Source organism: Candidatus Mycobacterium wuenschmannii (assembly GCF_030252325.1).
In the GTDB taxonomy this organism is placed as follows: domain Bacteria; phylum Actinomycetota; class Actinomycetes; order Mycobacteriales; family Mycobacteriaceae; genus Mycobacterium; species Mycobacterium wuenschmannii.
In genome coordinates, this window is record NZ_CP126981.1 from 5038374 (window position 1) to 5064404 (window position 26031).

General features: G+C 65.8%; 29 protein-coding genes. 18 read left to right on the forward strand and 11 right to left on the reverse strand.

Annotated elements, in window-relative coordinates:
• Positions 1-13 precede the first annotated feature (13 nt).
• From PT015_RS24300 to PT015_RS24370, 15 genes are all read left to right on the forward strand, one after another.
• Positions 14-1441 (forward strand): hypothetical protein, encoded by a 1428-nt coding sequence (locus tag PT015_RS24300; protein ID WP_285187846.1) that lies wholly within the window; start codon positions 14-16, stop codon positions 1439-1441.
• Between the two features lie 390 nt (positions 1442-1831).
• The gene (locus PT015_RS24305) at positions 1832-2575 is read left to right on the forward strand and encodes a GAF and ANTAR domain-containing protein (RefSeq protein WP_285187847.1); all 744 of its coding nucleotides are present in this window, start codon (positions 1832-1834) and stop codon (positions 2573-2575) included.
• 155 nt (positions 2576-2730) lie between these two features.
• Positions 2731-3372 carry an SOUL family heme-binding protein gene (locus PT015_RS24310; RefSeq protein ID WP_285187849.1) on the forward strand — a complete coding sequence of 214 codons (642 nt, stop codon included), beginning with the start codon at positions 2731-2733 and terminating at the stop codon, positions 3370-3372.
• Positions 3373-3627: 255 nt separating this feature from the next.
• The gene (locus tag PT015_RS24315) at positions 3628-4431 is read left to right on the forward strand and encodes a crotonase/enoyl-CoA hydratase family protein (RefSeq protein ID WP_285187850.1); all 804 of its coding nucleotides are present in this window, start codon (positions 3628-3630) and stop codon (positions 4429-4431) included.
• Between the two features lie 101 nt (positions 4432-4532).
• Complete coding sequence (locus tag PT015_RS24320) at positions 4533-6806, forward strand: putative bifunctional diguanylate cyclase/phosphodiesterase (protein WP_285187851.1); 2274 nt, start codon at positions 4533-4535, stop codon at positions 6804-6806.
• Positions 6803-7372: a hypothetical protein gene (locus tag PT015_RS24325; RefSeq protein ID WP_285187852.1), complete on the forward strand. Its 570-nt coding sequence runs from the start codon at positions 6803-6805 to the stop codon at positions 7370-7372. Before PT015_RS24320 ends, PT015_RS24325 begins: the two co-directional genes overlap by 4 nt.
• Positions 7362-8186: an isocitrate lyase/PEP mutase family protein gene (locus PT015_RS24330; RefSeq protein ID WP_285187853.1), complete on the forward strand. Its 825-nt coding sequence runs from the start codon at positions 7362-7364 to the stop codon at positions 8184-8186. The genes PT015_RS24325 and PT015_RS24330 overlap by 11 nt, the downstream gene beginning before the upstream one ends.
• A gap of 140 nt (positions 8187-8326) precedes the next feature.
• Entirely contained in the window at positions 8327-8737 is a 411-nt protein-coding gene (locus PT015_RS24335) for a hypothetical protein (RefSeq protein WP_285187855.1), read from the forward strand.
• Positions 8738-8826: 89 nt separating this feature from the next.
• Positions 8827-9282: a DUF5078 domain-containing protein gene (locus PT015_RS24340; RefSeq protein ID WP_285187856.1), complete on the forward strand. Its 456-nt coding sequence runs from the start codon at positions 8827-8829 to the stop codon at positions 9280-9282.
• 45 nt (positions 9283-9327) lie between these two features.
• Positions 9328-9837, forward strand: a complete 510-nt coding sequence (gene mug, locus PT015_RS24345) for a G/U mismatch-specific DNA glycosylase (RefSeq protein ID WP_285187858.1) — start codon at positions 9328-9330, stop codon at positions 9835-9837.
• A 33-nt stretch (positions 9838-9870) separates the two neighbouring features.
• Positions 9871-10098, forward strand: coding sequence for a hypothetical protein (locus tag PT015_RS24350; protein WP_285187859.1), 228 nt, complete (start codon positions 9871-9873; stop codon positions 10096-10098).
• Between the two features lie 72 nt (positions 10099-10170).
• Complete coding sequence (locus PT015_RS24355) at positions 10171-11067, forward strand: phosphoribosyltransferase family protein (RefSeq protein ID WP_285187860.1); 897 nt, start codon at positions 10171-10173, stop codon at positions 11065-11067.
• Positions 11064-12563, forward strand: a complete 1500-nt coding sequence (locus tag PT015_RS24360) for a nicotinate phosphoribosyltransferase (protein WP_285187862.1) — start codon at positions 11064-11066, stop codon at positions 12561-12563. The genes PT015_RS24355 and PT015_RS24360 overlap by 4 nt, the downstream gene beginning before the upstream one ends.
• Positions 12564-12568: 5 nt before the next feature.
• Positions 12569-13237, forward strand: coding sequence for an NUDIX domain-containing protein (locus PT015_RS24365; protein WP_285187864.1), 669 nt, complete (start codon positions 12569-12571; stop codon positions 13235-13237).
• A 74-nt stretch (positions 13238-13311) separates the two neighbouring features.
• The gene (locus tag PT015_RS24370) at positions 13312-14550 is read left to right on the forward strand and encodes a cytochrome P450 (protein ID WP_285187866.1); all 1239 of its coding nucleotides are present in this window, start codon (positions 13312-13314) and stop codon (positions 14548-14550) included.
• A gap of 6 nt (positions 14551-14556) precedes the next feature.
• Here the strand turns inward: PT015_RS24370 and PT015_RS24375 are convergent, their stop codons facing one another.
• The 5 genes from PT015_RS24375 to PT015_RS24395 all read right to left on the reverse strand — a co-directional run bounded on the left by PT015_RS24375 (position 14557) and on the right by PT015_RS24395 (position 17542).
• Positions 14557-15282: a chymotrypsin family serine protease gene (locus tag PT015_RS24375; RefSeq protein ID WP_285187867.1), complete on the reverse strand. Its 726-nt coding sequence runs from the start codon at positions 15280-15282 to the stop codon at positions 14557-14559.
• Entirely contained in the window at positions 15279-16025 is a 747-nt protein-coding gene (locus PT015_RS24380) for a glucose 1-dehydrogenase (RefSeq protein WP_285187868.1), read from the reverse strand. The genes PT015_RS24375 and PT015_RS24380 overlap by 4 nt, the downstream gene beginning before the upstream one ends.
• An 18-nt stretch (positions 16026-16043) precedes the next feature.
• Entirely contained in the window at positions 16044-16295 is a 252-nt protein-coding gene (locus PT015_RS24385; RefSeq protein WP_285187869.1) for a hypothetical protein, read from the reverse strand.
• 70 nt (positions 16296-16365) lie between these two features.
• Positions 16366-17082 (reverse strand): glycoside hydrolase, encoded by a 717-nt coding sequence (locus tag PT015_RS24390; RefSeq protein WP_285187870.1) that lies wholly within the window; start codon positions 17080-17082, stop codon positions 16366-16368.
• 64 nt (positions 17083-17146) lie between these two features.
• Positions 17147-17542 (reverse strand): hypothetical protein, encoded by a 396-nt coding sequence (locus PT015_RS24395; protein WP_285187871.1) that lies wholly within the window; start codon positions 17540-17542, stop codon positions 17147-17149.
• Between the two features lie 204 nt (positions 17543-17746).
• Between PT015_RS24395 and PT015_RS24400 the strand changes: the two genes are divergently transcribed.
• Positions 17747-18949 carry a cytochrome P450 gene (locus PT015_RS24400; RefSeq protein ID WP_285187872.1) on the forward strand — a complete coding sequence of 401 codons (1203 nt, stop codon included), beginning with the start codon at positions 17747-17749 and terminating at the stop codon, positions 18947-18949.
• Here the strand turns inward: PT015_RS24400 and PT015_RS24405 are convergent.
• The 5 genes from PT015_RS24405 to PT015_RS24425 all read right to left on the reverse strand — a co-directional run bounded on the left by PT015_RS24405 (position 18946) and on the right by PT015_RS24425 (position 23145).
• Positions 18946-19500, reverse strand: coding sequence for a TetR/AcrR family transcriptional regulator (locus PT015_RS24405; protein ID WP_285191265.1), 555 nt, complete (start codon positions 19498-19500; stop codon positions 18946-18948). The genes PT015_RS24400 and PT015_RS24405 overlap by 4 nt on opposite strands.
• Before the next feature lie 61 nt (positions 19501-19561).
• Entirely contained in the window at positions 19562-19888 is a 327-nt protein-coding gene (locus PT015_RS24410) for a hypothetical protein (protein WP_285187873.1), read from the reverse strand.
• A complete protein-coding gene (locus PT015_RS24415; protein WP_285187874.1) occupies positions 19888-21189 on the reverse strand; it encodes an aromatic ring-hydroxylating oxygenase subunit alpha in 1302 nt (433 codons plus the stop codon). The genes PT015_RS24410 and PT015_RS24415 overlap by 1 nt, the downstream gene beginning before the upstream one ends.
• Positions 21186-22082 carry an enoyl-CoA hydratase/isomerase family protein gene (locus PT015_RS24420; protein ID WP_285187875.1) on the reverse strand — a complete coding sequence of 299 codons (897 nt, stop codon included), beginning with the start codon at positions 22080-22082 and terminating at the stop codon, positions 21186-21188. The genes PT015_RS24415 and PT015_RS24420 overlap by 4 nt, the downstream gene beginning before the upstream one ends.
• 97 nt (positions 22083-22179) lie before the next feature.
• Positions 22180-23145 carry a TIGR03621 family F420-dependent LLM class oxidoreductase gene (locus PT015_RS24425; protein ID WP_285187876.1) on the reverse strand — a complete coding sequence of 322 codons (966 nt, stop codon included), beginning with the start codon at positions 23143-23145 and terminating at the stop codon, positions 22180-22182.
• A 74-nt stretch (positions 23146-23219) separates the two neighbouring features.
• Between PT015_RS24425 and PT015_RS24430 the strand changes: the two genes are divergently transcribed.
• Both PT015_RS24430 and PT015_RS24435 read left to right on the forward strand, forming a co-directional pair.
• The gene (locus PT015_RS24430; protein WP_285187877.1) at positions 23220-23924 is read left to right on the forward strand and encodes an SDR family NAD(P)-dependent oxidoreductase; all 705 of its coding nucleotides are present in this window, start codon (positions 23220-23222) and stop codon (positions 23922-23924) included.
• A 9-nt stretch (positions 23925-23933) separates the two neighbouring features.
• Positions 23934-25385, forward strand: a complete 1452-nt coding sequence (locus tag PT015_RS24435) for an aldehyde dehydrogenase (RefSeq protein ID WP_285187879.1) — start codon at positions 23934-23936, stop codon at positions 25383-25385.
• On the opposite strand, the gene PT015_RS24440 is transcribed toward PT015_RS24435, so the two are convergent.
• On the reverse strand, positions 25382-25933 hold the full coding sequence (locus PT015_RS24440; RefSeq protein WP_285187881.1) for a hypothetical protein: 552 nt from the start codon (positions 25931-25933) through the stop codon (positions 25382-25384). The genes PT015_RS24435 and PT015_RS24440 overlap by 4 nt on opposite strands.
• Between the last annotated feature and the right edge of the window lie 98 nt (positions 25934-26031).

Genomic DNA, 26031 nt, shown 5'->3' on the forward strand with positions numbered 1-26031 from the left:
CGACAATTTGACGGTGGCCTTTGATACCCCGCTCAATCAGCGACAACTCGACGTTCTGCGTTGGATCAGCGACGGCTGCCCGGACGGCCGATGGACAGACTTCACCTTCAAAACCACGGCTGCCGCGCTAGCTTGGCGACGCCTGGTGGCGGTGTCGAAGCGCGGCGGGGTCTGGAGCGCCGCCACCCTGCCTGCCGGCGAGCACTATCTGATGAAAGGCACTTACCCGCAAGGGCACTGGACCAAGAAGGCTCGTGCGCCGCGGGTCGCTCACGATGCACCCTTGATAACACTCGCAGTTCCAGAAAGGCCCGTTGACCAACGCCGCGACATTCCCGCGCGTGCGTCGTCAAAGGATCACTCACCAAGTCCTGCAAGGCAATTGCTTGCTGAGGTGCTCGCCGCCGGCGGAGAGATCCAGCGTGAATCTAAAGAAGGGCGACGGCCATATGCGGTGTTGGCCGCGGCTGTCAACCGTCACAAGCTCGCACCCGAGGGCAAGCAATTAACGGTAGAGATGGGTAGTCGTTGGGAGGTCTCAGTCATCCGCCTCGAGGATGCTCCCCGCTGGCTAACGACACCTGCGCCTGAGGTCGTGGACGCACAACGAATCGCTGGCTGGCATCCGGCTCTCGGGAACCTCAGGGAGCGCGACTTCATGACCATGACGACCATCTCGCAGCGCCGAATGCTGCGCATCCTGCAAGCGCTCGCTGTCGAGGCGGACGCGCGCGGCCACCGCGTCGGCGCCGCTAATCCGCCCGGCCGCCGCCACTATCGACAGTCAGAAGCCGGGCACATAGCGATCCGGATTCGCGACTACCGCTACACAATCGCCGTGTGGCAAAAATACCGAGAGGCGCCACCCCCTCGGTGGGGCAAGCCAGTCAAGCGCCCCGACGCCGCTGTCGGGGATTCCCTTGCCGTTGGGCTCATCTGGGAGTCTGGCGGCCGCTCAGGGATCAGTGAGACGTGGTCGGACACTCCTGCTAAGAGAACACGAGTTGAGAGCCTCTTACCCGCGATCCTGTGGGAGATTGAGCGACAGTCTGTTCAGTCCGACCGCCGGCGGGAGCAGGAAAGACTCGCTGCGATCGAGCGTGAACGGCTACAGGCCGAGGCGGAACGCCAAGCACGCGTTTTCCACGCGCAGAATGTGCGAGCAGAAGTGCTGCGAGACCAGCACGCGCGTTGGCGCGAGGGGCTGCAGCTACGCGAGTACATCTCCGCGATGGATCGCGCCATCGAGCAGCTACCAGACCACATTGACCGGCTCGCCGCATCGGGATGGCGTTCATGGTGTCAGGAGTACCTCGACACTGTGCTCGACCCGCTCGGTCAACCTCTCGCGATGCCTGAGATTCGAGAATGGACCCGCGACGAACGAGATGCACTGATATCGGACATCCTTCGCCGTCTGAAGAATGCTGCCGATTCCTGACGGCGCGACACACCTATTGAGACGATTCCGGTCAAGACTGTGACGGATCAGGCTCCGCTGGGCAGACCTGCCGGCCCGATCTGGGAACCGATATGGGAACGAAACGCTGTGAAACCGGCTCAAATCACTGCGACCGCTCGGGGCACTTGAGATATCGAATCTGCGCTGAGCTGCGTTTTTGATAGCTAGCGGACGCGGAAAAACTTACAGCACGTAGCTCATAACCCAGAGGTCGCAGGTTCGAATCCTGTCCCCGCTACTAAGAAGAAACGGCCCCCGGAGATCACTCCGGGGGCCGTTTCGACGTCACGTGCGAGCGTCGACGCCGGCCTCTATATTGTGTGTCGTCGGTTCAGCCCCAGCCGATTTCTGCTGACCTTGGGGGTAGCCATGACTTCACTGCCGTCCGACCACGAGGGTCCGTTGGCCTCGCCGCAGGATGCCACCGGGCTCGCGGTCGCTCTAGGCAACCTTGCCGTTCAGATGCAAGCCCAAACCGACTCGACGGACCTGTTGACGACGATCGTCGATGCCGGGGTAAAGCTGCTGCCGGGGATCAGCTGGGCCGGCGTCGCACACGTGCGCGGCAAGAACGTGCTGGCGCAAGTGCCCAGCGATGATGTCGCCCAGAAATTGAACGAGTTGCAGGACGAACTCGGCGAGGGTCCCGCGTTGAGCGCGTTAGCAGATCGAGAAAACCTCGTCATCGCCGACCTGAGTGCTGAAGAACGCTGGCCGCGATTCGTCAAGGCGGCCACGGACCTTGGCGTGCAGTGCCTGATGGTCTTCCGGCTGTTCGTCGAACGCGAAGTGCTCGGCGTGCTCACGATCTACGGGCCGGCCCCAAACATGTTCAGCGACGAGTCGGTTGTGGTCGGAGAGATCTTCGCTCAGCACGCGGCGGTCGCGCTGGCCGGCGCCGCCGCCCAAGATCAGATGCAGGCGGCCATCGCCAGTCGCGACGTGATCGGACAGGCCAAGGGCATCCTGATGGCGCGCGACAAGATCACCGGTCTGCAGGCCTTCGCGACGATGGTGAAGGCATCCCAGGAGGTCAACCTGAAGGTGAGCGCGGTCGCGCAGTTCGTGGTCGAGCAATTCGAAAAGCAGTTGGCCGGCACACCTGACCGGTAGGCCGCGGCCGAATGTTTCCACGCTGCAGGGGCATTCACCGGTTGCGGGCCTGCCGCTTGGCGGATGTGCCTGCGCGGTGAGATTGCGGTTCCTCGTCTGCGGGTAGCTCTCAGGAGGATGCGAGGCGTCCGTCGAGCGCAGGTAAGGGGTCAGCCGTGATCGGGATGGTCGTGAGAACTGTTCGTAGTGTGCTCGAGGCGAGTGCTGCGGTCATTGGAATTCGCAGTGGCACCGAGGAACCCGCGCACACTGTTGAGCGGGTGGAAAACGGCGTGGAGATCCGTGCCTACGGTCCACGCGTCGCCGCCGAGACCACGGTCGAGGGCGCCGACGAGGCTGCGCGCAGCGAGGGATTCCGTCGCCTTGCGGGATACATCTTCGGCGGCAATGACCGCGACATCAAGATTGCGATGACCGCGCCGGTCGGCCAGCATCCGGGCGGTGTCCGAGGCGAGCAGATTGCGATGACGGCGCCGGTCGCGCAGCAGCGTGACGATAACGGTGAATGGGTCATCCAGTTCTTCATGCCCGCGGACAAGACCCTGGCAACGCTGCCTACGCCGGAGAATTCGGCCGTACGGCTCGTTGACGTACCGGCCGCGGCCATTGCGGTGCGGCGATTTTCAGGCAGAGCCTCCCACGAGGTCGTCGCATCGCAGACGGACGCGCTGCTGAAGTCACTGGAGGGCACCGACTTTCGACCGTCGGGCATTCCCGCCGCGTGGTTCTATGACCCACCATGGACGGTGCCGTTCCTGCGCCGCAACGAGATTGCGGTAACCGTCACCCGCGGATGACGAGGGGCGTCGGCAGCGATCAGTCCCGAGCCGATCGGTCGTCTTCGTCACCGGCGCCGCTCGAGCTTGGGGCGTGATCGGGCTCCGCGTCGCCACTCTCGCCGCGCGCGACGTGTTTGTCCGCTCGGCGCAGGTTGTCACCGATGTTCTTGTCTGCATCGTCCGGTATCGACATGCCTTGACGGCTACCCGGCGCTGCGGTTGGCGAACCGTACCGCCGCAGCCACCTCACCTGCCTGGAGTAAGTTCCGGGGCATGTCCGAAGACAGAGTTCAGATCAAGATCGGCGCGACCGGTGTGGCCACCGTGACGATGGTTCGCGCCGACAAGCACAACGCGCTCGACCAGGCCATGTTCGAAGGGCTGGCCAACGCCGCCGAGCGGCTTGCGGACGAGGCGTCGGTGCGCGCGGTCGTGCTGCACGGTGAGGGCAAGAGCTTCTGCTCCGGCCTGGACATCGCCAGCTTCATGTCCGGCCAACGCGGCACCGGCGTGCTGCTGGAACGCGACGCCGGTCGGCTGGCCAACTTCGCGCAGCGGGTGGCCTACGACTGGTCCCTGGTGCCGGCCCCCGTGATCGCCGCCATTCACGGCAACTGCTTCGGCGGCGGCATCCAGATCGCGCTGGGCGCCGACATCAGGATCGCGGCGCCGGAGGCGAAACTGTCGGTGATGGAGGTCAAGTGGGGTCTGGTTCCCGACATGGGCATCACGCAGTCCCTGCCCCGCCTGGTCCCGATCGACGTCGCGAAAGAACTGACGTTCAGCGGCCGGATCGTCTCGGGCAGTGAGGCTTTGACCCTCGGGCTGGTGACGCGGAACAGCGACGACCCGCTGGCGTCGGCGCTCGAACTCGCCGAGCAGATCGCACAGAAGTCACCCGACGCCGTGCGGGCCGCCAAGCGCCTCTACGACCAGACGTGGGTCAGCGACGACGCCGCCGCCGCGCTGGAACTCGAATCCGAACTGCAGGCGAACCTGATCGGTAAGCCCAATCAGCTCGCTGCCGTGATGGCTGGCATGTCGGGGGAGCCGCCGGTTTTCGTCGACCCCGTTTAGGGCTCAAAATCGTGCCAACACCCGCCTGATCTGGCACTCTTCGAGAATCGGGTCGGCGATGTCGGGAGGTCGTTGGTGCCGTGAGCGTAGGAGCGCCGCGCGTGGCGCCGCTGCTGGTCGTACCGGTTGCGGCCGGTGCCGCGTTGGCGCTCGTGCTGGTCTTCCGGTGGGGCGGCGAACCGGCGGTCCGCGTGGTCGACGGGCTGGCGCTGCTCGTGCTGGCGACGTACGCGTCGACCTGCGCATCGCTGGCCGCCCGAAACGCGCAGGGCCGCGCCCGCAGGGCGTGGACGACGATGGCGGTGGCGCTCGCGGTCTGGGTCGTCGGGAATCTGGTGTGGACCGTCCAGGCAATTATGCTGGGGCCCAACGTTTTTCCTGCGTCGATGAGCGTGCTGTGCGTGGCTTACACCGTGCTCACCGCGACGGCGGTGGGCCTGTTTCCGACCGGCCCCGCCCGGGGTTCACGCCTGCGCGGCGCCCTCGACGGCATCACCGCGACGCTGTGCATCTTCCTGCTGATGTGGATCGCCGCGCTGCACGGCGTGTATCTCGACTACGTCGACGATCGACAGCTCTCCGACCTGAGGCTGCTCTTTCCGATCGGCGACCTGGTGATGCTCAGCACCGCTCTGGTTGCCATCGGTCGCGCCGAACCTCGGTATCGACGCGAGCTCTTGGTGCTCACCACGGCGATAGCGTTCGTCGCCGCCACCGACATCGCGTACGGAAACCTCGTCGAGCGCGGGCGCTTCCATCTCGGCACCCCGCTCGACCTCGGCTGGGCCGCATCGTCCATCGCTTTCGCCTGTGCCGCACTGCTGAGTCTTCGGCCCCCGCCGCCGCGGCCGGCGGCCGTCGCGTCGAAGTCGACAATCTGGCTGCCGTACGTGCCGCTGTTGCTGGCCGGCACCGTGGGGCCCGCGCTCGTCATGTCGGGTTTCGAGCGGATCATCGTGCCACTCATCATGGTTTCGGTGGTGATCCGGCAAGCCGTGGCGGCGTGGGAGAACCGGCGGCTGCTGGCCGCCGCCGCCGACCAGGCTCTGCGCGACCCGCTGACCGGGCTCGCCAACCGGACGCTGTTCCACGATCGACTGGCCCACGCGATGATGCTGCGGCAACGCGACGACCGTTCGATCGCCGTCGTGTCGATCGACATCGACGATTTCAAACTCGTCAACGACAGCCTGGGCCACCCGGTGGCGGACACGGTTCTGGTGAGCATCGGCGAACGGATCGTCGGCTGCGTCCGGCCTGGCGACACCGTCGCGCGTCTCGGCGGCGACGAGTTCGCCCTTCTGCTCGAGGGGCGCGAGGACCACTCCTATGTCGTCGCCGGCCGCGTCGTCGAAGCCTTTGACGAGCCGTTCGTCATCGACGGTGAAGGGATGCTCGTGCGGCCCAGCGTCGGCATCGCCGTCGCCTCCGCGGACGAGCCGGGACTGGCACCCGAAGCGCTGATGAAGCGCGCCGACATCGCGATGTACGCCGCGAAGCGATCCCGTTCGTCGGGCATGCACTCGTTCAGCCCGGACATGGCGCTGGCCGCGCCCGACGCGATGGAGTCGGTGGATCGCGCCGTCAGCCGGACCGCCGGCGACGGCGCCGCACAGATTCGTCTCCTGGGCGAGTTGCGCCGCGCGATCGACAACGCTCAGCTGGAGCTGCTCTACCAACCGAAATTGCAGCTGCAATCGAGCCGCATCGTCGGGTTGGAGGCCTTACTGCGCTGGCCGCACCCGGAGCTGGGCGTGCTGCGACCGGACGCGTTCATGGATCTCGTGCGCCGGCACGGGCTGATGCGTCAGGTGACCGAACTCATGGTGGCCCGGGCGCTCGACGACATGGTGCGCTGGGAGACGTCAGGGGTAGCAACGGCGGTCGCGGTCAACATGTTCGCCCCGGACCTCAAGGACGCGACGTTGCCCGACGCGCTGTGTGACGCATTGCGAAGTCGTTGTCTGTCAACGTCTTTGCTGACCGTCGAGATCACCGAGGATTTGATCCTCAACGACATCGAACGGGTGACGGCGGTGCTGCGCCGGTTGCGCGAACAGGGCATTCGGATTGCGATCGACGACTTCGGCAGCGGTTTCTCGGCGCTGTCCTACCTGCACGACCTGCCCATCGACGAGGTCAAGCTGGACCGCCAGTTCATCTCGTCGATCACCAGCGACGCCCGGGCCGCCGCGGTCGTGCGGGCCGTCATCGACCTGACCCACGAACTCGGCGTCACCGTCGTCGCCGAGGGCATCGAAGACGGCGAGACCGCCGATTGGCTGCGCGAGCACGGCTGCGACATCGGGCAGGGATTTTTCTTCGGTGAACCCGTCGACGCCTCGGCGATCCCGCAACTGATCGGCGCGCGATGAGCCTCGGCCGCGGCCTGTGCTGGGGCATCCCACTGCTGGTCGGATCGGTCTTGGCGGCCGCATGGGTGTTCTCGGGCGGCTTCTTCGCGCCGGGCCACGACGCCTTCGGCAGGGTCCCGATTCCCGGCGACGTCACCGTGACGTTGCCGGCCGGCCCGGCCCGGCTCTACGTGCAAGAGCACGGCACCTTCGGCAAGAATGAGAGCGCGACGATCCCGGTCGGCATACAGGTCAGCGTGCAACCCGTCGCCGGCGGGGCCGCGCTGCCGCTGACCCCCAACACGCACGCGGCAGCGACCACCGTCGGCCAAGAGTCGTGGAACACCTACGCCACATTCGATGTGCCCGCCGCGGGCGCCTACCGCGTCTCGGTGCTCGATCCTGGCGACAACGGCGATGCGCGGCACAGCGTGACGATCGGCAAGGGCCCGTGGGCGCCGTTGCCGCCGTGGATGTTCGGCCTCGGTATCCTGGCCGTCGCCGCGGCGATCGGGTTGATCGCCGACCGAATTCGCTTGAGCGGCAACGCGCGCCGAGAGAAGGGTGGCTCGCCGTATGAGCTCTGAGCACTACGAGCGGTTCCTGGCGTTGCATTTTCAGCCCAACGCGTTCGTCATGCCCAACCCGTGGGACGCAATATCGGCACTGCTGTTCAAGCAGGCCGGATTTGCCGCCCTGGCGACATCCTCGGCGGCCTTTGCGGCCACGCTGGGGCGGCGCGACGGCCGCCACGCGGTCAGCGCCGCCGAACATCTCGCCCACGCGAAGCTGCTGATCGACGTCGCGGGCCTGCCGGTCAACGGCGACTTCGAGGACGGCTACGGCGAGACGCCCGACGACGTGGCGGACACGGTGGCCGCTGCCATCGACACCGGCTTGGCGGGCATCGGAATCGAGGACACCTCCGGTGACCCGGCGCATCCGGTCCGCGACTTCGACGACGCCGTCGCACGGGTCGCGGCGGCAGCCGCCGCGGCTAAGGGCCGGATCGTGCTGACCGGCCGCACGGACAACTTCATCCACGGCCGCGACGATCTCGACGAGACGATTCGCCGCCTCACCGCCTTCGCGGAAGCCGGCGCCGACGTGCTCTACGCTCCCTACCCGCCCGACCTGGCGGCCGTCGAGGCCATCGTGAAAGCCGTTGCGCCGAAACCGGTCAACGTCGTCGTCGGCACCAAGTCGGAGCGGCCGACCGTGGCCGAGCTGTCCGCCGCGGGGGTCAAACGGATCAGCACTGGGGCCGCGGTTTACGCCCACGTAGCAACCGCGTTGAAAGCGGCGGCGACGGCGCTCGCGGCGGGTGATATCGCCTCGTCGACCTCGGGAATGCCGTTCTCCGAAGTGAATTCGCTGCTCGATGAAATTCCGCGAGCCTGACCGGCCGCCGCGCGATATGCCCAGCACCTAAACGGCAGGTGAACAGTGCTGCCGCCCGGGATCTGCCAGCGACGGCGTGGCTCAGGTTGGGTTATTCTCCCGCTGAAGAACTCGCCGATCGCACGCAAGAGGGAGTCGACGTGACTGCAGTGGACACCGGCATCACGCACACGGTGACCGACAACAAGCTCCACCTGGTGATCGACGCGGTCGAGGCGAACCCGCCGTCACCCGGCCGGGCCGTCGACGTGACGCTCTATCTTGCTTCGGCGAGCATCACCGGCAGCATCGAACCCTGCTGGTACTACGACCAGAAGGTGCTCCACTACCTGCAGACGGTCGGCATCGACCACCGGCACCCGGTGCCGGTCGGCAACGGCGGTGACAGCCAGAAGCCGGACGGCAGCTGCCGGTCGCACGATTACGTGCACCTGTCCAAGGTCTCTGTCCGGCATCCGGACGGCGACGTCGCGCGCCACGACGAACTGCGGGTGCGTCTCGACGAGATCACCGCGTGGACGTTCGGTCGCGCCGAGCACAAGGGCGCCTGACTTCGGCGATTTCGTAGCGCGGAAATAATCCGCCGCCGTCCGCGGTTTTCGCTCGAAGCATGAATACGCTCACGAGCCATGGAGGACCGATGGCGCATACGTTCCGTCGGGCTGCAGTCCTGTTGCCCCTGCTGTTCGCGGCCATAGCACTAGCGGCTCCCGCAGTTGCGGACTCGACCGAGGACTTCCCGATTCCTCGTCGCATCATCCAAACGCCTTGCGACGCAGAGCAGTATCTAGCCGCCGCGCGCGACACCAGCCCGGTGTACTTCGACCGCTACATGCGCGACAAGAGCAATCGTCCTGCTGACGTGCAGCAGTCCGCGGTCGACCGGATCCACTGGTTCTTCTCGCTCGACTCGGCGGGGCGGCGTCAGTACTCCGAAGACACCGCCACGAACGTCTACTACGAGCAGGTCGCCACCCACTGGGGTAATTGGGCCAAAATCTTCTTCCACAACAAAGGCGTCGTCGCGAAAGCGACTGAGGTGTGCGAAAACTACCCGCGTGGCGATATGTCGGTATGGAATTGGCTCGCGGGCTGACTTGGGCTATGCCGCAGCGCTTTTCACACGTAAGCACGCGCTGAGGTGGCCGATTTCGATCCGGACATTCTTGCTCCAGAGCTGAACGTTGTCTTCTGTGGATTGAATCTCGCCGCAAGCGCGATGCAGGACGGCTACAACTTCTCGCACTGCAACAACCGGTTCTGGCCGGTCCTGCATTTGGCCGGCTTCACCGATGTTCGCCTGAAGCCGGCCGACGAGCGTCGCCTGTTGGATTACGGATGCGGTGTGACCGCGGTTGTCCGGCGGCCGACGAGGCGGGCCAGCGAGATCTCTCCCGACGAATTCCGCTGCGCGCAGCCTGAATTCGAGGACAAGATTCGACGCTACCAGCCACGGGCGGTGGCGTTTCTCGGAAAACGGGCTCTGGCCTGCATGATCGGCAGGCCCGATATCCCATGGGGCCGATACTCGCCCGGCTTCGCGGGTGCACAGGCGTGGGTGCTGCCGAACCCGAGCGGCTTGAACATCGGCTTCTCGCTCGAGCAGCTGGTCGACGCATACAGCGAGTTGCGTCAGTGCCTCCTGCCGTGACGGCAACGACATACGACTACCCTCAGGCAGAACATGAGAAGACGTGGTTTCGCACCGGTCGCCGTCATCGCGGTCGTCGTCGTGGCGCTGTTGTGGTCCCTGTACCAGCACTACTTCGGACAGAGCAAGCTCGAACGCTGCGTCGAAGCCCAAGCCAAACACTTCTACGCGACGCCCGAGGGCAAAGAACTGCACAGCCACGGCACCGACCCGCCACGCGAGCTCTTCGTGCTCGAGTGCAATCAGCTCGGCATCAAGTAACTGCTCAACGACCTCGCTGAGCGCCGCAGATTAATTAATTCTGATTTGCGAAAAATCTGCTAGAGTCGGCGAATGCTCGATCTCCGATACACGTTCCACGCGCTCGGACGTGACAATCAACTGCAGAGCCAGACGCTGGAAGTGTTCGCCTATCCGATGGGTGATCTGACCGTCCGGCAGACCCCAGAAGCGGATCTGGTGACCGGCACCGTCCAGGTGCTGCAGGTCAACGGCACCGCCGTCGACTGGGCGCTGGTCCGCGAATGGGCCGCCGTGGCCGAGGATTTGTTCCCGCACCAGCGCCGAGCGCTCGCGTTGCCCTATCTGCCCAGTGCACGCGGCGACAAGGACATCCCGAACCCCGCCGTCGTCAACGCGACTTTCGCGGCCAGTTCCGGCATCACCGACATCATCGCCGTCGACCCGCACAGCCCCGTCTGGCTGACCGCCCTAAAGGCCGCCAACCCGACGATCCGCGAGCACCTGCTGCCCATGCCGGACATCGTCGGGCGAGCAGTGCTGCCGGACGGACGACCCCTCGGCGTCATCAGCCCCGACAAGGGCGCGGTCCGGCGGGCCACTGACGTCGCCACCGCACTCAAGGTGCCGGTGTTCGTCGCGAGCAAGAATCGTGATCCGCGAACCGGGCACCTGTCGAATTACTCCTTCGAGGCCGACCTGGCCGCCGGTCGCTACCTCGTTGTCGACGACATCTTCGACGGCGGTGGCACTTTCGCTCTGTTGGCCGGCGCCGTGCCCGACGGGGTGGAACTCGACCTGTGGGTCACCCACGGCGGGTTCACCAAACCTGACCACTCGGCCGAAGCTCGCAAGCCCTACCGGCGTATCTACACGACCGACTCGCTCGGCTCCGCGGTCGCAGCGGGCTTGCGCGACAACCAGATTCAGGTGACACCGCTGCTGCCGTGGATCACCGAAGCCGTGCGCGAGATCGGGGAGGGACGATGAGCGTTCTCGAGACTTTGTTGGCGACCGACGCCTACAAACTGGATCACCGCAGGCAGTATCCGAATGGCACCGAGGTGGTGTTCTCCAACCTCACCGCGCGCGGCACCCGGATCCCGGACGTCGAGGTGACCGTGTTCTTCGGGCTGCAGGCGCTGCTCGCTCAGCTCACCGACCGGTGGGATGAGTTCTTCCGCCTCGACGCGGCGGCGCTGGACGCCGTGCTTGCGGAGTACGACCAGTTCGTCACCGCACTACTCGGCACCAATGAGGTCGGCACCGACCACTTCCGGGTGCTCCACCAGATCGGGCACCTTCCGCTGCGCGTCAAGGCATTTCGTGAGGGCTCCCTGGTTCCACTGCGGGTGCCGTACTTCACCGTCGAGAACACCGACGCCCGGGTGTTCTGGCTGACCAACTATTTGGAGACCGAGTTGTCCGCGGAGTTGTGGCAGCCGATCACCAGCGCGACCCTGGCGTGGCGCAACCGCGCGTTACTCGACGAGCGCGCGGCGGCATCCGGCGATCCCGCCATGGTCGACTATCAGGGCCACGACTTCAGTTGCCGTGGGATGGCGGGCATCCACGCGGCCGCGGCCAGCAGCGCCGGCCACCTGATCAGCTTCCGTGGCACCGACACGCTGTCGGCGGTCTTGTTCGTCGACCGGTATTACCCGGGAGACAACGGAATTGTGGCGGGGTCCTGCCCGGCCACCGAACACAGCGTCATGTGCGCCGGTGGCCGCGACACGGAGTTCGAGACATTCGAACGACTGCTCGACCTCTACCCGAATGGGACGCTGTCCATCGTCTCCGACACCTACGACCTGTGGCAGGTCTGTACGGACTTCCTGCCCCGACTCAAGGATCGGATCCTGGCGCGGAACGGCAAGCTCGTGATCCGGCCCGACAGTGGGGATCCCGAGCGGATCCTGTGCGGTGATCCGAGTGCTCCGGAGGGTAGCCCGGCACGACGGGGTGTGGTGAACCTGCTCGCCCACGAGTTCGGCACTGTCGAGAACGTCAAAGGGTACCGCGATCTCGACCCGCATGTCGGCGCCATCTACGGCGACTCGATCACTTACGAACGCGCCGATGCGATCACCGCGAACCTGATGCGGCAGGGATTCGCCTCTACCGCAGTCATTTTCGGCTACGGCAGCTACACCTACCAGTACCAGACCCGTGACACCTTCAAGATGGCGATGAAGGCAACCTGGGTCCAGATAGACGGTGTCGGCTCTGACATCCAGAAAGACCCGGTCACCGACGACGGCACGAAGAAGTCCGCCACCGGCCGGCTGGCCGTGCGACGCAACGTGGCCGGCCGCCCGTACCTGATCGAACACGCGGACGCCGAGCAGGAGGCCGACCAGGAGCTCCAGCTGGTCTACGAGAACGGAAAGCTGTTGCGGCAGCAGTCCTTCGCCGATGTCCGGGAAACACTTCGGCACGAGACCGAGTTGTATCTGCGTCGCGACCATGCCGCGAAAGCGTAATGACGATGTCGCTGCGCGAAACCAATCTCGCCTACCGGGACGGTGAACATCCCGTCCACGGAACATGGCTGTCGGTGGACGTGGTGGCGTTGACCGAGGACGCTGACGCGGTGCGCGTCGCGCTCATTACCCGTAACAGCCGGCCGCACCAAGGCGCGACCACGCTGCCGGGCGGGCTGCTGGCGGCGTGGGACCAGGAGACGGTTGAGCAGGCCGCCCACCGCATCGTCCGGGAGAAGGCCGGTGTCGAGATCGCCGGTGGCGTAGCCATTCTCGACGTCGTCAGCGATCCAGGTCGCGACGAACGAGGGCACACGGTGTCGATCGTCGTCGGTGCCCGGGTTCCCGCCGACACCCCCGGCGCCGTGCTGGTCGAGGATCTTCCCGATGACATGCCGTTCGGACACTCGGCGATGGTCCGCGCAGCGTTGGCCAAGATCGGCACCGGGTTGTTCTCCGACCCGGCGCTGACCTACGCGCTGGTGGGCGACACCACCACGATGGGTGAGGTGATGGCGCTGGCTCGTGCGTGCGATCCGACTTCCAGTGGCAGCACCATCGGCTCGCGGCTTCGCCGGTGCGGCATGTACGAGGCGGCCGCCGACCGCAGCCGTAAGCGCGAAACCGGAGCCGGTCGGCCGGCGCTGGTGTTCACCAGGGTCGTCGAAGCCTGAGTCGGCGCAAAAGCCCTCCAACTCGTTGGTCCTGAAGGTGATACTGGAACATTCCCGGCTGGTTGGAGTGACACATGACGACACACGAACTGCTGCACGGGTTCGATTTCACCGACCCCGACGTGTACGCCAGTCGGCTGCCGACCGAGGAACTGCGGGTGCTGCGGAACTCCGCGCCCGTCTGGTGGAATGAGCAGCTCCCGGGTGTTGGCGGCTTCACCGACGGCGGGTACTGGGTGGTGAGTCGACACCGCGATATTCGGGAGGTCTCTCGGCACAGCGACGTGTATTCCAGCGCCGAGAATTGCATTGTGCCGCGGTACGTCGATGAAGATGCGGCCCACGGACAGATCGAGGCCGGCCGGTTCTCGATGATCAACATGGACGCCCCGCAGCACACCCGGATGCGCAAGATCGTGGCGCGCGGGTTCACCCCACGCGCGGTCGACCTACTGCGCGCCGACTTGACGGAACGGGCTCGCCGGATCGTGACGGAGGCGGCAACGGCCGGTTCCGGAGACTTCGTTGCGCAGGTTGCCAGCGAGCTGCCGCTGCAAGCGATCGCCGGACTCATCGGGGTTCCGTTCGAGGACCGATCGAAGCTGTTTCACTGGACCAACAACATGGTCGGCGACGAGGACCCCGAGTTCGCCGGAGCACCGGCCCTGGAGTCGGCAGCGGAGCTGATGTTCTACGGCATGCAGCTTGCGGCCCATAAGGCGGACCATCCCGGCGACGACATCGTCACGCGGCTGATCACCGCCGACGTCGACGGCCACAAGCTCTCCGATGAAGAGTTCGGACTGTTCATGGTGACTCTGACGGTCGCGGGCAACGAGACGACTCGCAACTCGATCACCCAGGGGATGATGGCGTTCGCCGACAATCCCGATCAGTGGGAGATCTTCAAAGCGCACCGCCCGGCGACCACCGCGGACGAGATCATCCGATGGGCAACGCCGATCACGGCGTTCCAGCGCACCGCGTCGCGTGACGTGGACCTTGCCGGCGTACCGATCAAGCGTGGCCAGCGCCTGGCGTTGTTCTACCGTTCGGCCAATTTCGACGAAGAAGTATTCGACGACCCGTTCTCGTTCAACATATTGCGGGATCCCAACCCGCACTTGAGCTTCGGGGGCACCGGCGCCCATTACTGCATGGGCGCCAACTTGGCCAGGCTGACCATCGGGGTGATGTTCGACGCGCTCGCCGACTTGGTTCCCGACCTCACCGCGGTCGGCTCGCCGGACCGGTTGCGGTCGGGCTGGCTGAACGGGATCAAGCACTGGCAGGTGGACTACGGGCGCAACTAGGCGGGCTCAGGCGTCAAGGCGCAGGTGCCAGCGGGTCAGCCACGGACCGATCAGCTGTGCGACCGTCCCGCCGTCGTCGCCGTCGCGAATCGTGATGCCGACCGGGGTGGCGGTGCCGTCGGCGTTGCGGACGTAGACCGGCCCGCCCGAGTCGCCCTCGGTCACATGCGCGTCGAACCGGACTGTGGTGGGCCGTAGTTCGACGATCGGCCCGCATTCCGGACCGCCGCGTCGTGGTCCACTGATCAGGCCGAAATGGCACAGCTGCTGCCCCTTGACCAGTCGCGTCTCCTCGACGGGTCGGACAATCGGGCGAACTCCGATGATCCGGGCGTCGGTCGGCACCGGGGGCCCGGGTGTCGCATTGCCGATGCCGAGCACGGCGATGTCCTCGTCCTCGCCGTGCTCGCCGCCAAGGGCCTTATGGGTGAACGCCCCCACAATCTGAAATCCCTTGGCCTGGTTGAAGAACGTGACATCGCCGCCGTCGTCGCAGTGGCCCGCGGTGAGGAGGCCGGGCTGCCCGTTGCCGTCATGGATGAGCCACCCGGCCGTGCAGGTGTCGACGGGTTGGTTGTCGGCGTCGTAGATGCCGATGCCGACGCCGGGGGAGAGTGCGGGGGACGGGTGGTGGCTCAGGTCGAAGTCAGGTGGTGGCTCGGCGATCGCGGGCGAGGCAAAGTCGATGCTGCACAACAGGATTGCCGCGGTCGCGAGGGCGGCTCGTCTCAACGCTCGAGGTCTTTCCGGGGGGTGTCCGCGGTGACGCCGCCGTCGACGACGAATTCCGCGCCCGTCGAGTACGACGACTCGTCGCTGGCCAGGAAGAGGACGAAGTTGGACACCTCGATCGGCTCGGCGGGACGGCCGAGCGCCGACTTCACGATGTCGTCGGGAAAATGCGCCGTCATCGGTGTGCGCACCAGCCCGGGATGAATCGAGTTGACCCGGATGTTGTAGCGCCCCAGCTCGAGTGCAGTGGATTTGGTCAGCCCGCGAACCGCCCATTTGGAGGCGACGTAGGCGTGCGCGAACGGCGCCCCGCGCAACCCCTCGATCGAGGAGATGTTGATGATCGAGCCTCCGGCGGCGTCGATCATCGCGTCGACCACGGCCTGGGTGCCCAGAAACGTGCCGGTCAGGTTGACGTCCAGGGTATGGCGCCAGCGCTCGAGTTCGAACTTGCGCAACGTCTTTCGGCCCGACACACCGGCATTGTTCACCAGGACATTGAGCCGACCGAACCTACTCACGGTCTCGCCGACCGCGGCCGTCCACTGGTCCGGCTGAGTGACATCGAGATGCACGTAATGCGCGCAGTCGCCGAGTTCGGCTGCGACGGAACGACCTTCGTCGTCGAGTACGTCGCCGATGACGACCTTGGCGCCCTCGCTCAGCAGCAGCCGGGCGTGTTCGGCGCCCATCCCACGGGCGCCGCCGGTGATCAGCGCGACTTTGCTGTCAACCCGTCCCACTGGAGTACGCCTGGCGGATCAGCCGCCGTAGGTCGGTCCCTGGACGCCGTTGGTCCATGTCGTCGACTTGTTGCCGACTGTGCAGGTTTCCTGCAACTGCGCGTCCTGCCCGAAATGCGCGCTCACCTGGCTCTGGGTGTACTGCCCGCCCTCCGCCTTGCACTTGTCCTCGACGTCAGTCGCGTGAGCCAACGGGGCGGCCAGGATCATCGCCGCCGCCGAGATGCCGAAAGCGGCTGCGGGGAAGGCGCGAAAAACCGGTCGTTTCATGTTTCTCCATTGCTCTGCGTTACTGACTCGGCCAGCTTACCGGCTCGCCACGGGGCCGATCGGGAGTCGATCAGGCCGGCGGCGTCGGGGTCATCGACCCGATGGAGTAGGTCTCGTGGCCGGTCGGGTAGCCGCCGCCGTCAGTGGCGATGTGGACGTGGTCGTAATGGTTGGCGGTCTCGTTGCCGAGATTCGCGGTCCAGCTGGGCTTGCCCAGGCCGGGGTAGATCTTCTGCCGCCAGATCACGTGGTCGATGCCCCAGCGCTTGGCGTTGGCCAGCGCATACCCGGCGATCTGGTCGCCGAGTTCGATGCCCTCGGGGGAGTTGTGGTTCGGGATCATCACGTCGATCGCCAGCCCGTTGGGGTGCCACCGCAGCGCGTCCTGCCGGAATCCGCCGATGGTGCTGATCTGCGGAAACAGCAGGCTGATGGCGCGCGCGGCCCAGATGGTCTTGACCTGCAAGCCGCTCTCGGGCGCGACGCCGACGGGTAGGGCGAACGTGAAATTCTGCGCGGAGGTGGGTGCGTCGGCGGTCAGGGCCTTCAGTTCCTCCGGGCTGGCCATCCGAAGTGGCGCCGGTGCGGGTGCGGGTGCCGGCTGAGCCGGCGGGGGCGCGGGTTGCTCGTGGGCCACCGGGCTGGCGCTGGGTGCGGACGCCGTCGGCTTCGCGCTACAGCACGGCGACTCGGTGCTCTGGGCGTAGATCATGCCGGCGGACACCGCGAGGGTCGCGCCGAAAGCCAACCACCGACCCCGCCCGTTGGATGACCGCTTCGTGCTCATCCGCAGCACTTTAATGCCTGGTCAGGCGTTGGGAGGCAACTTCGCGCAGGTCGTGTCGCGGCGCTCAGTTCACCAGGAGCACCGGCGAGAACGCGGCGGAGTTTCCCGTGTTGTTGCACGTCACGTTGACGCTGTAACGACCGCCGATGGCCTGGAAAATGATCGTGATCGGCGCCGACGGGTGCGGGCCGGTGACACCAATGTCCGCGTCGTAGGGAAACGCGACCGTGCCCATCACGCCCTGCGAGTGATAGTGGCAGAACTCGAACGACCCTTCCGGGTTGTGCGTGTCAACGACAGTCGCATAGGTCGTCAGCCCACCACCGCTGTAGATGACCTGCATGCTGTTGTCGGAGTTGGTGAAGTACGTCGGGTCAGTGCCGGCATGCGCCGTCGCGGGGCTGGCGGCCAGCGTCAGAGCCGCCGCCGCAGACGCACACAACGTCCGGGTCGTGTTCATGGTGTGTCCCCACTTTCGCCGCACGGTCGCTTCTTTACACAGTACTTAGGCCGGCACATCGACCGGCGATTTTGGCACGCATACCCAGTTGCGGTGCATCTATTCGCGACTGCCGCGGGCCTTGACGGGCTCCGCACGGGGCTGCTAGACATGGCGTGCGCCCAAAATTGGGCGATCGCCCAATAAGTGCCGCTGGAGGGTTCCATGACTGCCGCACCCGAGACGGACGTCTATTACGACCCGTACGACACCGCGATCAACAACGACCCGTATCCGACGTATGCGCGACTGCGCGACGAAGCGCCGCTGTACTACAACGAGCAGTACGACTTCTGGGCGATCTCACGGCATTCCGACGTCGAGAGGGGTCTGTCGAACTGGGAGGTCTTCTCCAACCGTCGCAGCGACATCCTCGAGTTGGTGAAGTCCGAGTTCGACATGCCCCGCGGCGTGATGATGTTCCAGGATCCACCGGAGCACACGATGCTGCGCGGGCTGATGTCGCGGGTGTTCACCCCGCGCCGGATGGCCGAGATCGAAGACCAGATCCGGCAGTACTGCGTCAAGTGTCTGGACCCGCTGGTGGGGTCGGACGGCTTCGACATCATCGCCGAGTTGGCCTCGATGATGCCGATGCGGGTGATCGGTATGCTGCTGGGAATCCCTGAGTCCGAACAGATCTCGGTTCGCGATGCCAACGATGCCAACCTGCGCACCAAGCCCGGCGCACCGCTGAGGGTCGCCAACGCCGACTCGATCGCCGACGGCCGGATCTACGCCGATTACGTCGAGTGGCGGTCCAAGAACCCGTCCGACGACCTGATGACCAACCTGCTCAACGTCGAGTTCGACGACGAGAACGGGGTGCGCCGCAAGCTGACCCGCAAAGAGGTGCTGCACTACACCCAGGTGGTCGCGGGCGCCGGCAACGAGACCACGGGCCGGCTGATCGGCTGGCTGGCCAAGGTGCTCGCCGAGCACCCCGAACAGCGCCGCGACATCGACCGCGATCGGTCGCTACTGAACCGGACCGTCGACGAGACGCTGCGCTTCGAGCCCACCGGCCCACACGTAGCCCGTTGGATGGCAAAGGATTTCGAGATCTACGGCACTACCATTCCAGCTGGCAGCGCGATGCTCCTGCTGTTCGGTGCCGCGAACCGCGACCCCCGCCGCTACACCGACCCGGACCGCTTCAACATCCACCGGGACAACATCTCGCACATCACGTTCGGCAAGGGCGTGCACTACTGCCTGGGCGCGAACCTCGCCCGGTTGGAGGGCCGCGTCGCGCTCGACGAGATGCTCAACCGCTGGCCGGAGTGGGACATCGACTACGAGACGGCACAACTCGCATCGACATCCACCGTGCGTGGCTGGGAGAAGCTGCGGATCGTCCTGCCCTAGCCGCGACGGGCTTTCGGCTGGGGCATCTCGAACTTATCCAGGAATCGGTTCACCAGCGCGATCGCCTCGTCATGACCGCCGTTGGAGCCGAGACCTTCTTCGAGGATCAGAGTGCGGCCGATCGCGGCGATCACGAACGCCAGCGCGGCCGGCGGGAAGTCGTCGGGATCCAGGTCGTGTTCGCGAACGATGAAGTTGAGCGCGGTGATCTGTTGTTCGCGCCAGCGTTCGGACCAGGCCGCGATTTCCGCACGGATTTCCTTGCGGTGGTTGGCAAGTCCGATGAACTCCAACAGCAACCGGGTGTCCTTGGGCGCGACGAGGGTATCCCAGAACGCGTGCAGCGGCCGGTCGGAGGCGAGCGCCTTCTGCTGACTCTCCAGGTATCCCGTGGCGCCGATCCGGAACACCGCGAGATACAGCTCGTCCATGGTGGGGAAGTAGTAGTGCACCAGGGCGGGCTTGACCCCGGCCTGCGCCGCGACCCGGCGCGAGGTGGCCGCGGCGTAGCCCTCTTCGACCATGATCTGGCTCGTCGCGGCGATCAGCATGTCGCGCGTCGTGGTGTCGCGAGCCTTGGGTCTGGTGGATGCGGTCACGGGTTCGGTCCTATCACACCGCGGGTTCGGCGACCATCTCGAAGAAGGCGGCACCCGAGTCCGGGATGCGGTTCTGCTTGAACACGTTGACCGCGTAGGAGACCAGGATCATCGAATACAGCAGGTGCAGCAGCGTCGCAGCGTCCTCGGGTAGGTCGTCGATGTCGAGTCCGTTGAGATAGCCGACGGCCTCCTCGGCGCGCGGTGCGATCGCGTCGTAGAACGCGACCAGCTCGTCGAACGGTTTCGACAGCCGTGCTTCGTAGCGCTGCGCCCGGGTCGGCAGCGCCCAGTCGGCGACGAACGGTTCGAGGTCGGAAAACCCTTGGGGCAGAGACATCAGACTTCCTTCGCGGACTCGTACGCCCCGACGGTGTCGCGGATGACGGTGTGGAACTGCCGGATCAGCAACTCCTGGTCGCTGAGGTGAAAGGTGTTCTGCGCCCGAGTCTTGAGCGCGGAGTGGGTGGCCTCGATGGTGTTGACGTCCTGCATGGCGAACTCGATCGTGCTGTCCACCACCAACTCCTGCGCCAGCCGATCGGCGGCGTCGGCGGGTGGCACAAAATACAGGTCGATTTCGTAGATGTGCGTGTCGACCGTCTCGGGCCAATAGGTGTAGGTGATGTAGTAGTTGCGGGCCCAGAGCTGGATGGAGATGTTCGGGAACACCCAGAACTGGTCGTTGCCCCAGGAGGCGATTCCGCCGCGGTTCAAGAAGTCGGCAGATTCGTCGATACCGATGTCCGGAACGTCGTCGGGCCCGAAAAGGCCTGCGCGGAATAGCTTGTAGACCCAGCGCTGGTCCTGACGCGCCGGACCCGCGGTGCCGGGTTCGCGGGCCGGCAGCGGTGGCGGGCCGGGCACCGAGGTGAGCATGTGCGGCCGGAACAGGTCGTAGTGGTACGAGTCGACCGGCGGCACCATCATCTCGGCCTTGGCGACGTCCGGGTCGATGAAGCGGCCGTGCACGTAAGGCGGGTGGTACCACTCGCACACCGAGTCGACGGCGAGCTTCCAGTTGCCGTTGATCCGGGTGGAGAACCCGTAGTGCTGGGTCATCTTGTCGAACGGATAGGCCTCGATGCCCAGCAATCCGTCACCCAGGAATTCGCGGAGCGGGGCCGGGTCTTCGGCGAGGTTGACGAAGATGAAGCCAGCCCACACCTCGCAGTGCACCGGCGGCATCCGCAGCGAGTCCTTGTCGAGGTTGAAGAACTCACCTTCGTTGGTGATGTGGTTGACCTTGCCGTCCAACCCGTAGCGCCAGCCGTGGTACTTGCAGGAGAATGCCCGGCAGTTACCCGAGGACTCCTCACCCGGATGTTCTTGCCAGACCACCTTGTTGCCGCGGTGGGCGCAGACGTTGTGGAATGCATGCACGGTGTCGCCTGCGTCGCGGGCGATCACGATTGACGCCAACCGGCCGGGCAGATCGCGGGTGAAGTAGGAGCCCTTGCGCGGCAGTCGCTCGATTCGCCCGACGCACAACCAGTTTCGCTTGAACACTGCCTCGCGCTCGGCAGCGAAGAACTCCGGTGAGATGGAGTCCTCGTAATTGACCGGTGCAGTGCCAAGTTCGGGGTAGTCGGTGGTGAACTTGCCGCGCCCGGTCGATAACCGCTGCTGGATGCTGGTCATGAGTGGGCTCCTTCTTGTGCCGTTGCACCGTTCGGCGCGGTGCTCCAGGGCTCCTGGTCCCAGGCCCTGTCAAGCGGCGCCATCTCGCCACCGAACGGGAAGAACACGCGCTGCGCGTAGGTTTCTCGGCCCAGGCCGTGGCCGAGCTCGTTGACGAAGGCCCGCTTGAGCGGGTTGGTGAACAGTTGCCGCGTGTATCGCAATGTCAGCGGCGGTCGCTTGATCAGCTCACGCGCGTGGTCCCAGGCCCGGTCCAACAACTTGTCCTTGGGCAGCACCTCGTTGACCACGCCCCACTCCTTGGCTTCCTGTGCGCTGACCTTCTGGCCCGTGAGCAGGAAGTAGCGTGCGCGGTTGTGCCCCGCGAGCACGCTCCAGATCACGTGTTGACCGTCGCCGGGCACCTGCCCACGCGGGAAGTGTGAGGCGTCCTGGAAGTAGGCGTCCTCGGAGGCCAGCACGATATCGCCCATGATCGGCACCTCGGAGTGCATGTTGCACGGACCGTTGACCGCACTGATCATCGGTACATCGACGTCAAGCACGTTGAAGATGAGATGACGTGCATACCAAGCCTTTTCGTCGAGCTTATGTGTCCCACGGTCGTCGGGCATGGCCTGATAGATGGGGTGCTCGGGCGGTTCGCCGTTAGGTAGGCGGCCCCAGTTGGCGTTGTAGTTCTCACCGGTGCCGGTATGGATGAGCACCTTGATCTCGCGGTCCCCGGCGATGTCGGCGAATGCGTCGGACATCTCGTCGTGCGCCTTCCAGCTCCACACCAGGCTGTCGCCGTTGGTGTGGCACTGCATGAACAGGATTCCATCGTCGGTGAGTTCGAACTGGTAGTTGGCGTAGCTGTTCTGGTACTCGCTGAATCTCGTCCGCTTGGGCATTCAGTCGTCTCGCTCCCCGTATCGGCGTCCGCAGTGTTTGAGCGATCGCCCAATTAGTCGTCCCATCGTTACACCGTCCGCGCACGGCGGTCAAGGCTTAGCGGCCCGTCAGTTGCGCGACGACCGGTGCGAAGGACCTGATCTGGGACTGCTGCACGGTGACGTAGTTGACGCCGAGCGCTTCCCGTCGCGAAAAGAGCAGGTCCACAACGGTTTCCAACGGGCCTACCAGCACGTTGGGGTGGTCGCGCAGCACATCGGCCGAAATGCCGGTCGACGCTGCCGCTTTGGCGAGCGCACCCTCGGGATCGTCGGTGATCGCGGTGAAGTAGGGCGAGCCCTCGATCTCCAGTCGGCCGAACCGCTCGCCGGCGGCGGCCCGCACGGCCTCCATGCGGTGCCGCGCGACGGTCTGCGGGTCGCGGCCGTCGGCATCGCGCGCGACGAACGGCACGCTGGACATGCTGACGATGTCGGCCTCGCGACCGGCGAACTTCAGCATCCGCGGACCGCCACCGCCGATCATGATCGGCGGGTGCGGCTGCTGCACCGGTCGTGGGGTTCCGGCGTAGCCGCGGACCTGCACCTGCCTGCCGGCGTACTCGATCTGTCCACCGGCCCAGTGCGCCTTGATCAGCCCGATTGCCTCGGCCAGCTTCTCCATCCGCCGGCCCGGCCGGTCGAACGTCAAACCCATTGCGTTGTATTCGGTTTCACTCCACCCGGCGCCGATGCCCAGTTCCAGGCGCCCGTCGGACAGCAGGTCCAGAGTCGCGGTCTCCTTCGCCAGGACGGCGGGCACGTGATAGTCGATGCAGAACACCCGGCAGCCGATCCGCAACGTCTCGGTGACAGCGGCGGCCGCGGCCATGGCCGCGATCGGTGCGAGGTCCTGACGCGGCGAGCGGGCCACTTTCTGCGCGGGTCCCGGGCCCAGGTAGTGGTCGGCGAGGAAAAGCGTTGAGTAGCCGAGGTCTTCGACTTCGCGAACGGTGTCGCGCCATTCGCGTCCGCCTGCCGCGTTGGTCGCCTGCACGGCGAAGCGAAACGGGGGCCTGTCCATGGGCTTGACCATAAACGACGGGGAATGATAGGCATGACTGGTTTGGGCAGTCGCTCAGGAAAGTGGGTCGAGGGTTGAAGACGGCGGTCGTCACTGGCGGTGCCTCGGGTATTGGTCGCGCGATCACCAAACGCCTTCGGGCCGACGGCTTTCAAGTGGCCGTGCTCGACCTGACGCCATCCGACGACGAGTTCGGCCGCGTCGTCGACGTCACCGACCGCGATCAGGTCGACGCCGCGATCGCGGCCGTCCGTCAACAACTCGGTCCCGTTCTGGTACTGGTCAATTCGGCCGGGATGACGGGTTTCCAGAAGTTCTCCAAGATCAGCTTCGCGGAATGGTCCAAGGTGATCGACGTCAACCTCAACGGCGTCTTCCATACCACCCAGGCGGTGCTGCCGGACATGGTCGAGGCGGGGTGGGGGCGCATTGTCAACATCTCGTCGTCCAGCACGCACTCCGGCCAGCAGTTGATGGCGCACTATGTCGCCGCGAAATCCGCGGTGAACGGCCTGACCAAGTCGCTGGCACTGGAATACGGGCCCAAGGGCATCACCGTCAACGCCGTGCCGCCCGGCTTCGTGGACACCCCGATGCTGCGCGGAGCCGAGAGCAAGCACCAACTCGGCGGAACCGTCGAGGACCACATCGACCGCACCCCGGTGCGCCGGGTAGGTCGGCCCGAGGACATCGCCGCGGCATGCGCCTTCTTCATCTCCGAAGAGGCCGGCTACATCACCGGCCAGATCCTCGGCGTCAACGGCGGCCGCAACACCTGAGAGGACCAGATGTACCAACGGGACCAGCTCTTCATCGACGGCAAGTGGTCTGCGGCGCAGAGTGATTCGGTCATCACGGTCGTATCCCCGCACAGCGGGGACGAAATCGGTCGCGCGGCGTGTGCGGGTCCGGCCGATGTCGACCGTGCGGTGCAGGCGGCGCGCGCTGCGTTCGACACCGGACCGTGGCCGCGGCTGCAGCCCGCTGAGCGGATCGAGGCGATCGGTCGACTGGCCGGCGTCTACAAGGAGCGGCGACCGGACATGGCGGCGCTCATCTCCGCCGAGATCGGCGCGCCGATCTCCTTCGCCAAACGGGCGCAGGTCGGCCTGCCGATGATGATGATGTCGGCGTTTTGTGGCATCGCCGGAAGTTACCCGTGGCAGCAGGACCGTCCGGGCTTGTACGGCAAGGACATTCGGATCCTCAAGCAGCCGGTTGGGGTCGTCGCGGCGATCGTGCCGTGGAACATGCCCCAGTTTCTGACCGTCACAAAGGTGGTGCCGGCGCTGTTGGCGGGGTGCACGGTGGTGCTCAAGCCCGCACCCGAGTCGGTGCTCGACGCACAGTTGCTCGCGGAACTGGTCGCCGAGGCCGACCTGCCCCCCGGCGTACTGAACGTGGTGCCCGGCGGTCGCGACGTCGGCGAGCAACTCGTCAGCCACGACGGCGTCGACAAGGTGTCGTTCACCGGTTCCACCGCGGCGGGTCGCCAGGTGGCGATCGCCTGCGCGCAGGGACTCAAGCAGGTCAGTCTCGAATTGGGTGGCAAGTCGGCGGCCATCGTGCTCGACGACGCGGACCCGGCCGCGGTGGCGGCGGGAATCCAGATGGCCAGCCTGGCCAACAGCGGACAGGTCTGCAACGCGCTGAGTCGCATCCTGGTGCCGGAGGCCCGCGAGGCGGAGTTCGTCGACGCGCTGGCCGCGGGAATGTCGGAGATGTCGGTCGGCGACCCGTCCGATCCCCACACGCAGATCGGTCCGCTGGTGGCTCAGCGCCAGCAAGAGCGCGTGCGCGGCTACATCGAATCGGGCGCCAGCGAGGGAGCCAGGCTGGTCGTCGGCGGAGCCGAGATGCCCGACGGTCTGGACACCGGATGGTACGTGCGCCCCACGCTGTTCAGCGGGGCAAACAACGACATGCGGATCGCCCGCGAGGAGATCTTCGGCCCGGTGCTGACCGTCATCTCCTACCGCGACGAGGACGACGCCCTGCGGATCGCCAACGACACCGAATATGGGCTTGCCGGTTCGGTGTTCACCGCCGACACCGATCGCGGAATCGGCGTCGCGGCGCGGGTGCGGTCCGGCACTTTCGGCGTCAACGAGGGCTACATCATGGATCCCGCGGCACCGTTCGGCGGCGTCAAGGCCAGTGGCTACGGCCGCGAACTCGGGATCGAAGGTATCGACAGTTACACGGTGAGCCAGTCGATTTCGGTTGCGGCGCAGCGTTAACGCTTACCGCCACCGACTTCGGCGGGTAGCGGAGGCGGCAGCGGCGCCGTCGGACTCGGTGCCGTCGCCGACGGCGAGGCCGCCGGAGCCTGAGGTTTCGCGGCCGGGTTCGGCGTCGTACCGGCGGGGGCCTGTGTCGTCTTGGGCCCGTGGTACGAGGTCATCGGCTCGCGGCGGATCACCCCGCTGGCGTCGCTGACCACCAGCGCATTGGAGTTCACCGTGTAGGTGACGCCGTCCTGTTTGGCGACGTAGCTACCGTCGGCATCGGCGGTAGCGGCGGCGATCAGCTTGGCGCCGTCGCTGACCCGCACGCCGTGATAGCCGAACTGGCCGGCCGGGCTCTTGCAGATCGCGACCCGGGATTCGGCCGTTGCGCCGAAGGCGACCGCGGTATTGGGCGCGGCGCAACGAGCGGTGGAGTTGACGAAACCGAGGGCGTCGGTGGTGGGGTCGGCAGCGGCCAGGGGTGCGCCGATCGCGAGCAGCGTCCCGCAGGCCGCTGCAGCGACGGCGACGCGTCGGGTGCTTGGCAGGTAAAAGGACATGCGTTCCACGACAACACGGGTGACCAGCACTGTCTTGCCCCCACGCCGCCTGATCGCCCAATCGTTAGCTTCTCGAGATCCGCAAAGTAGGTCCGATC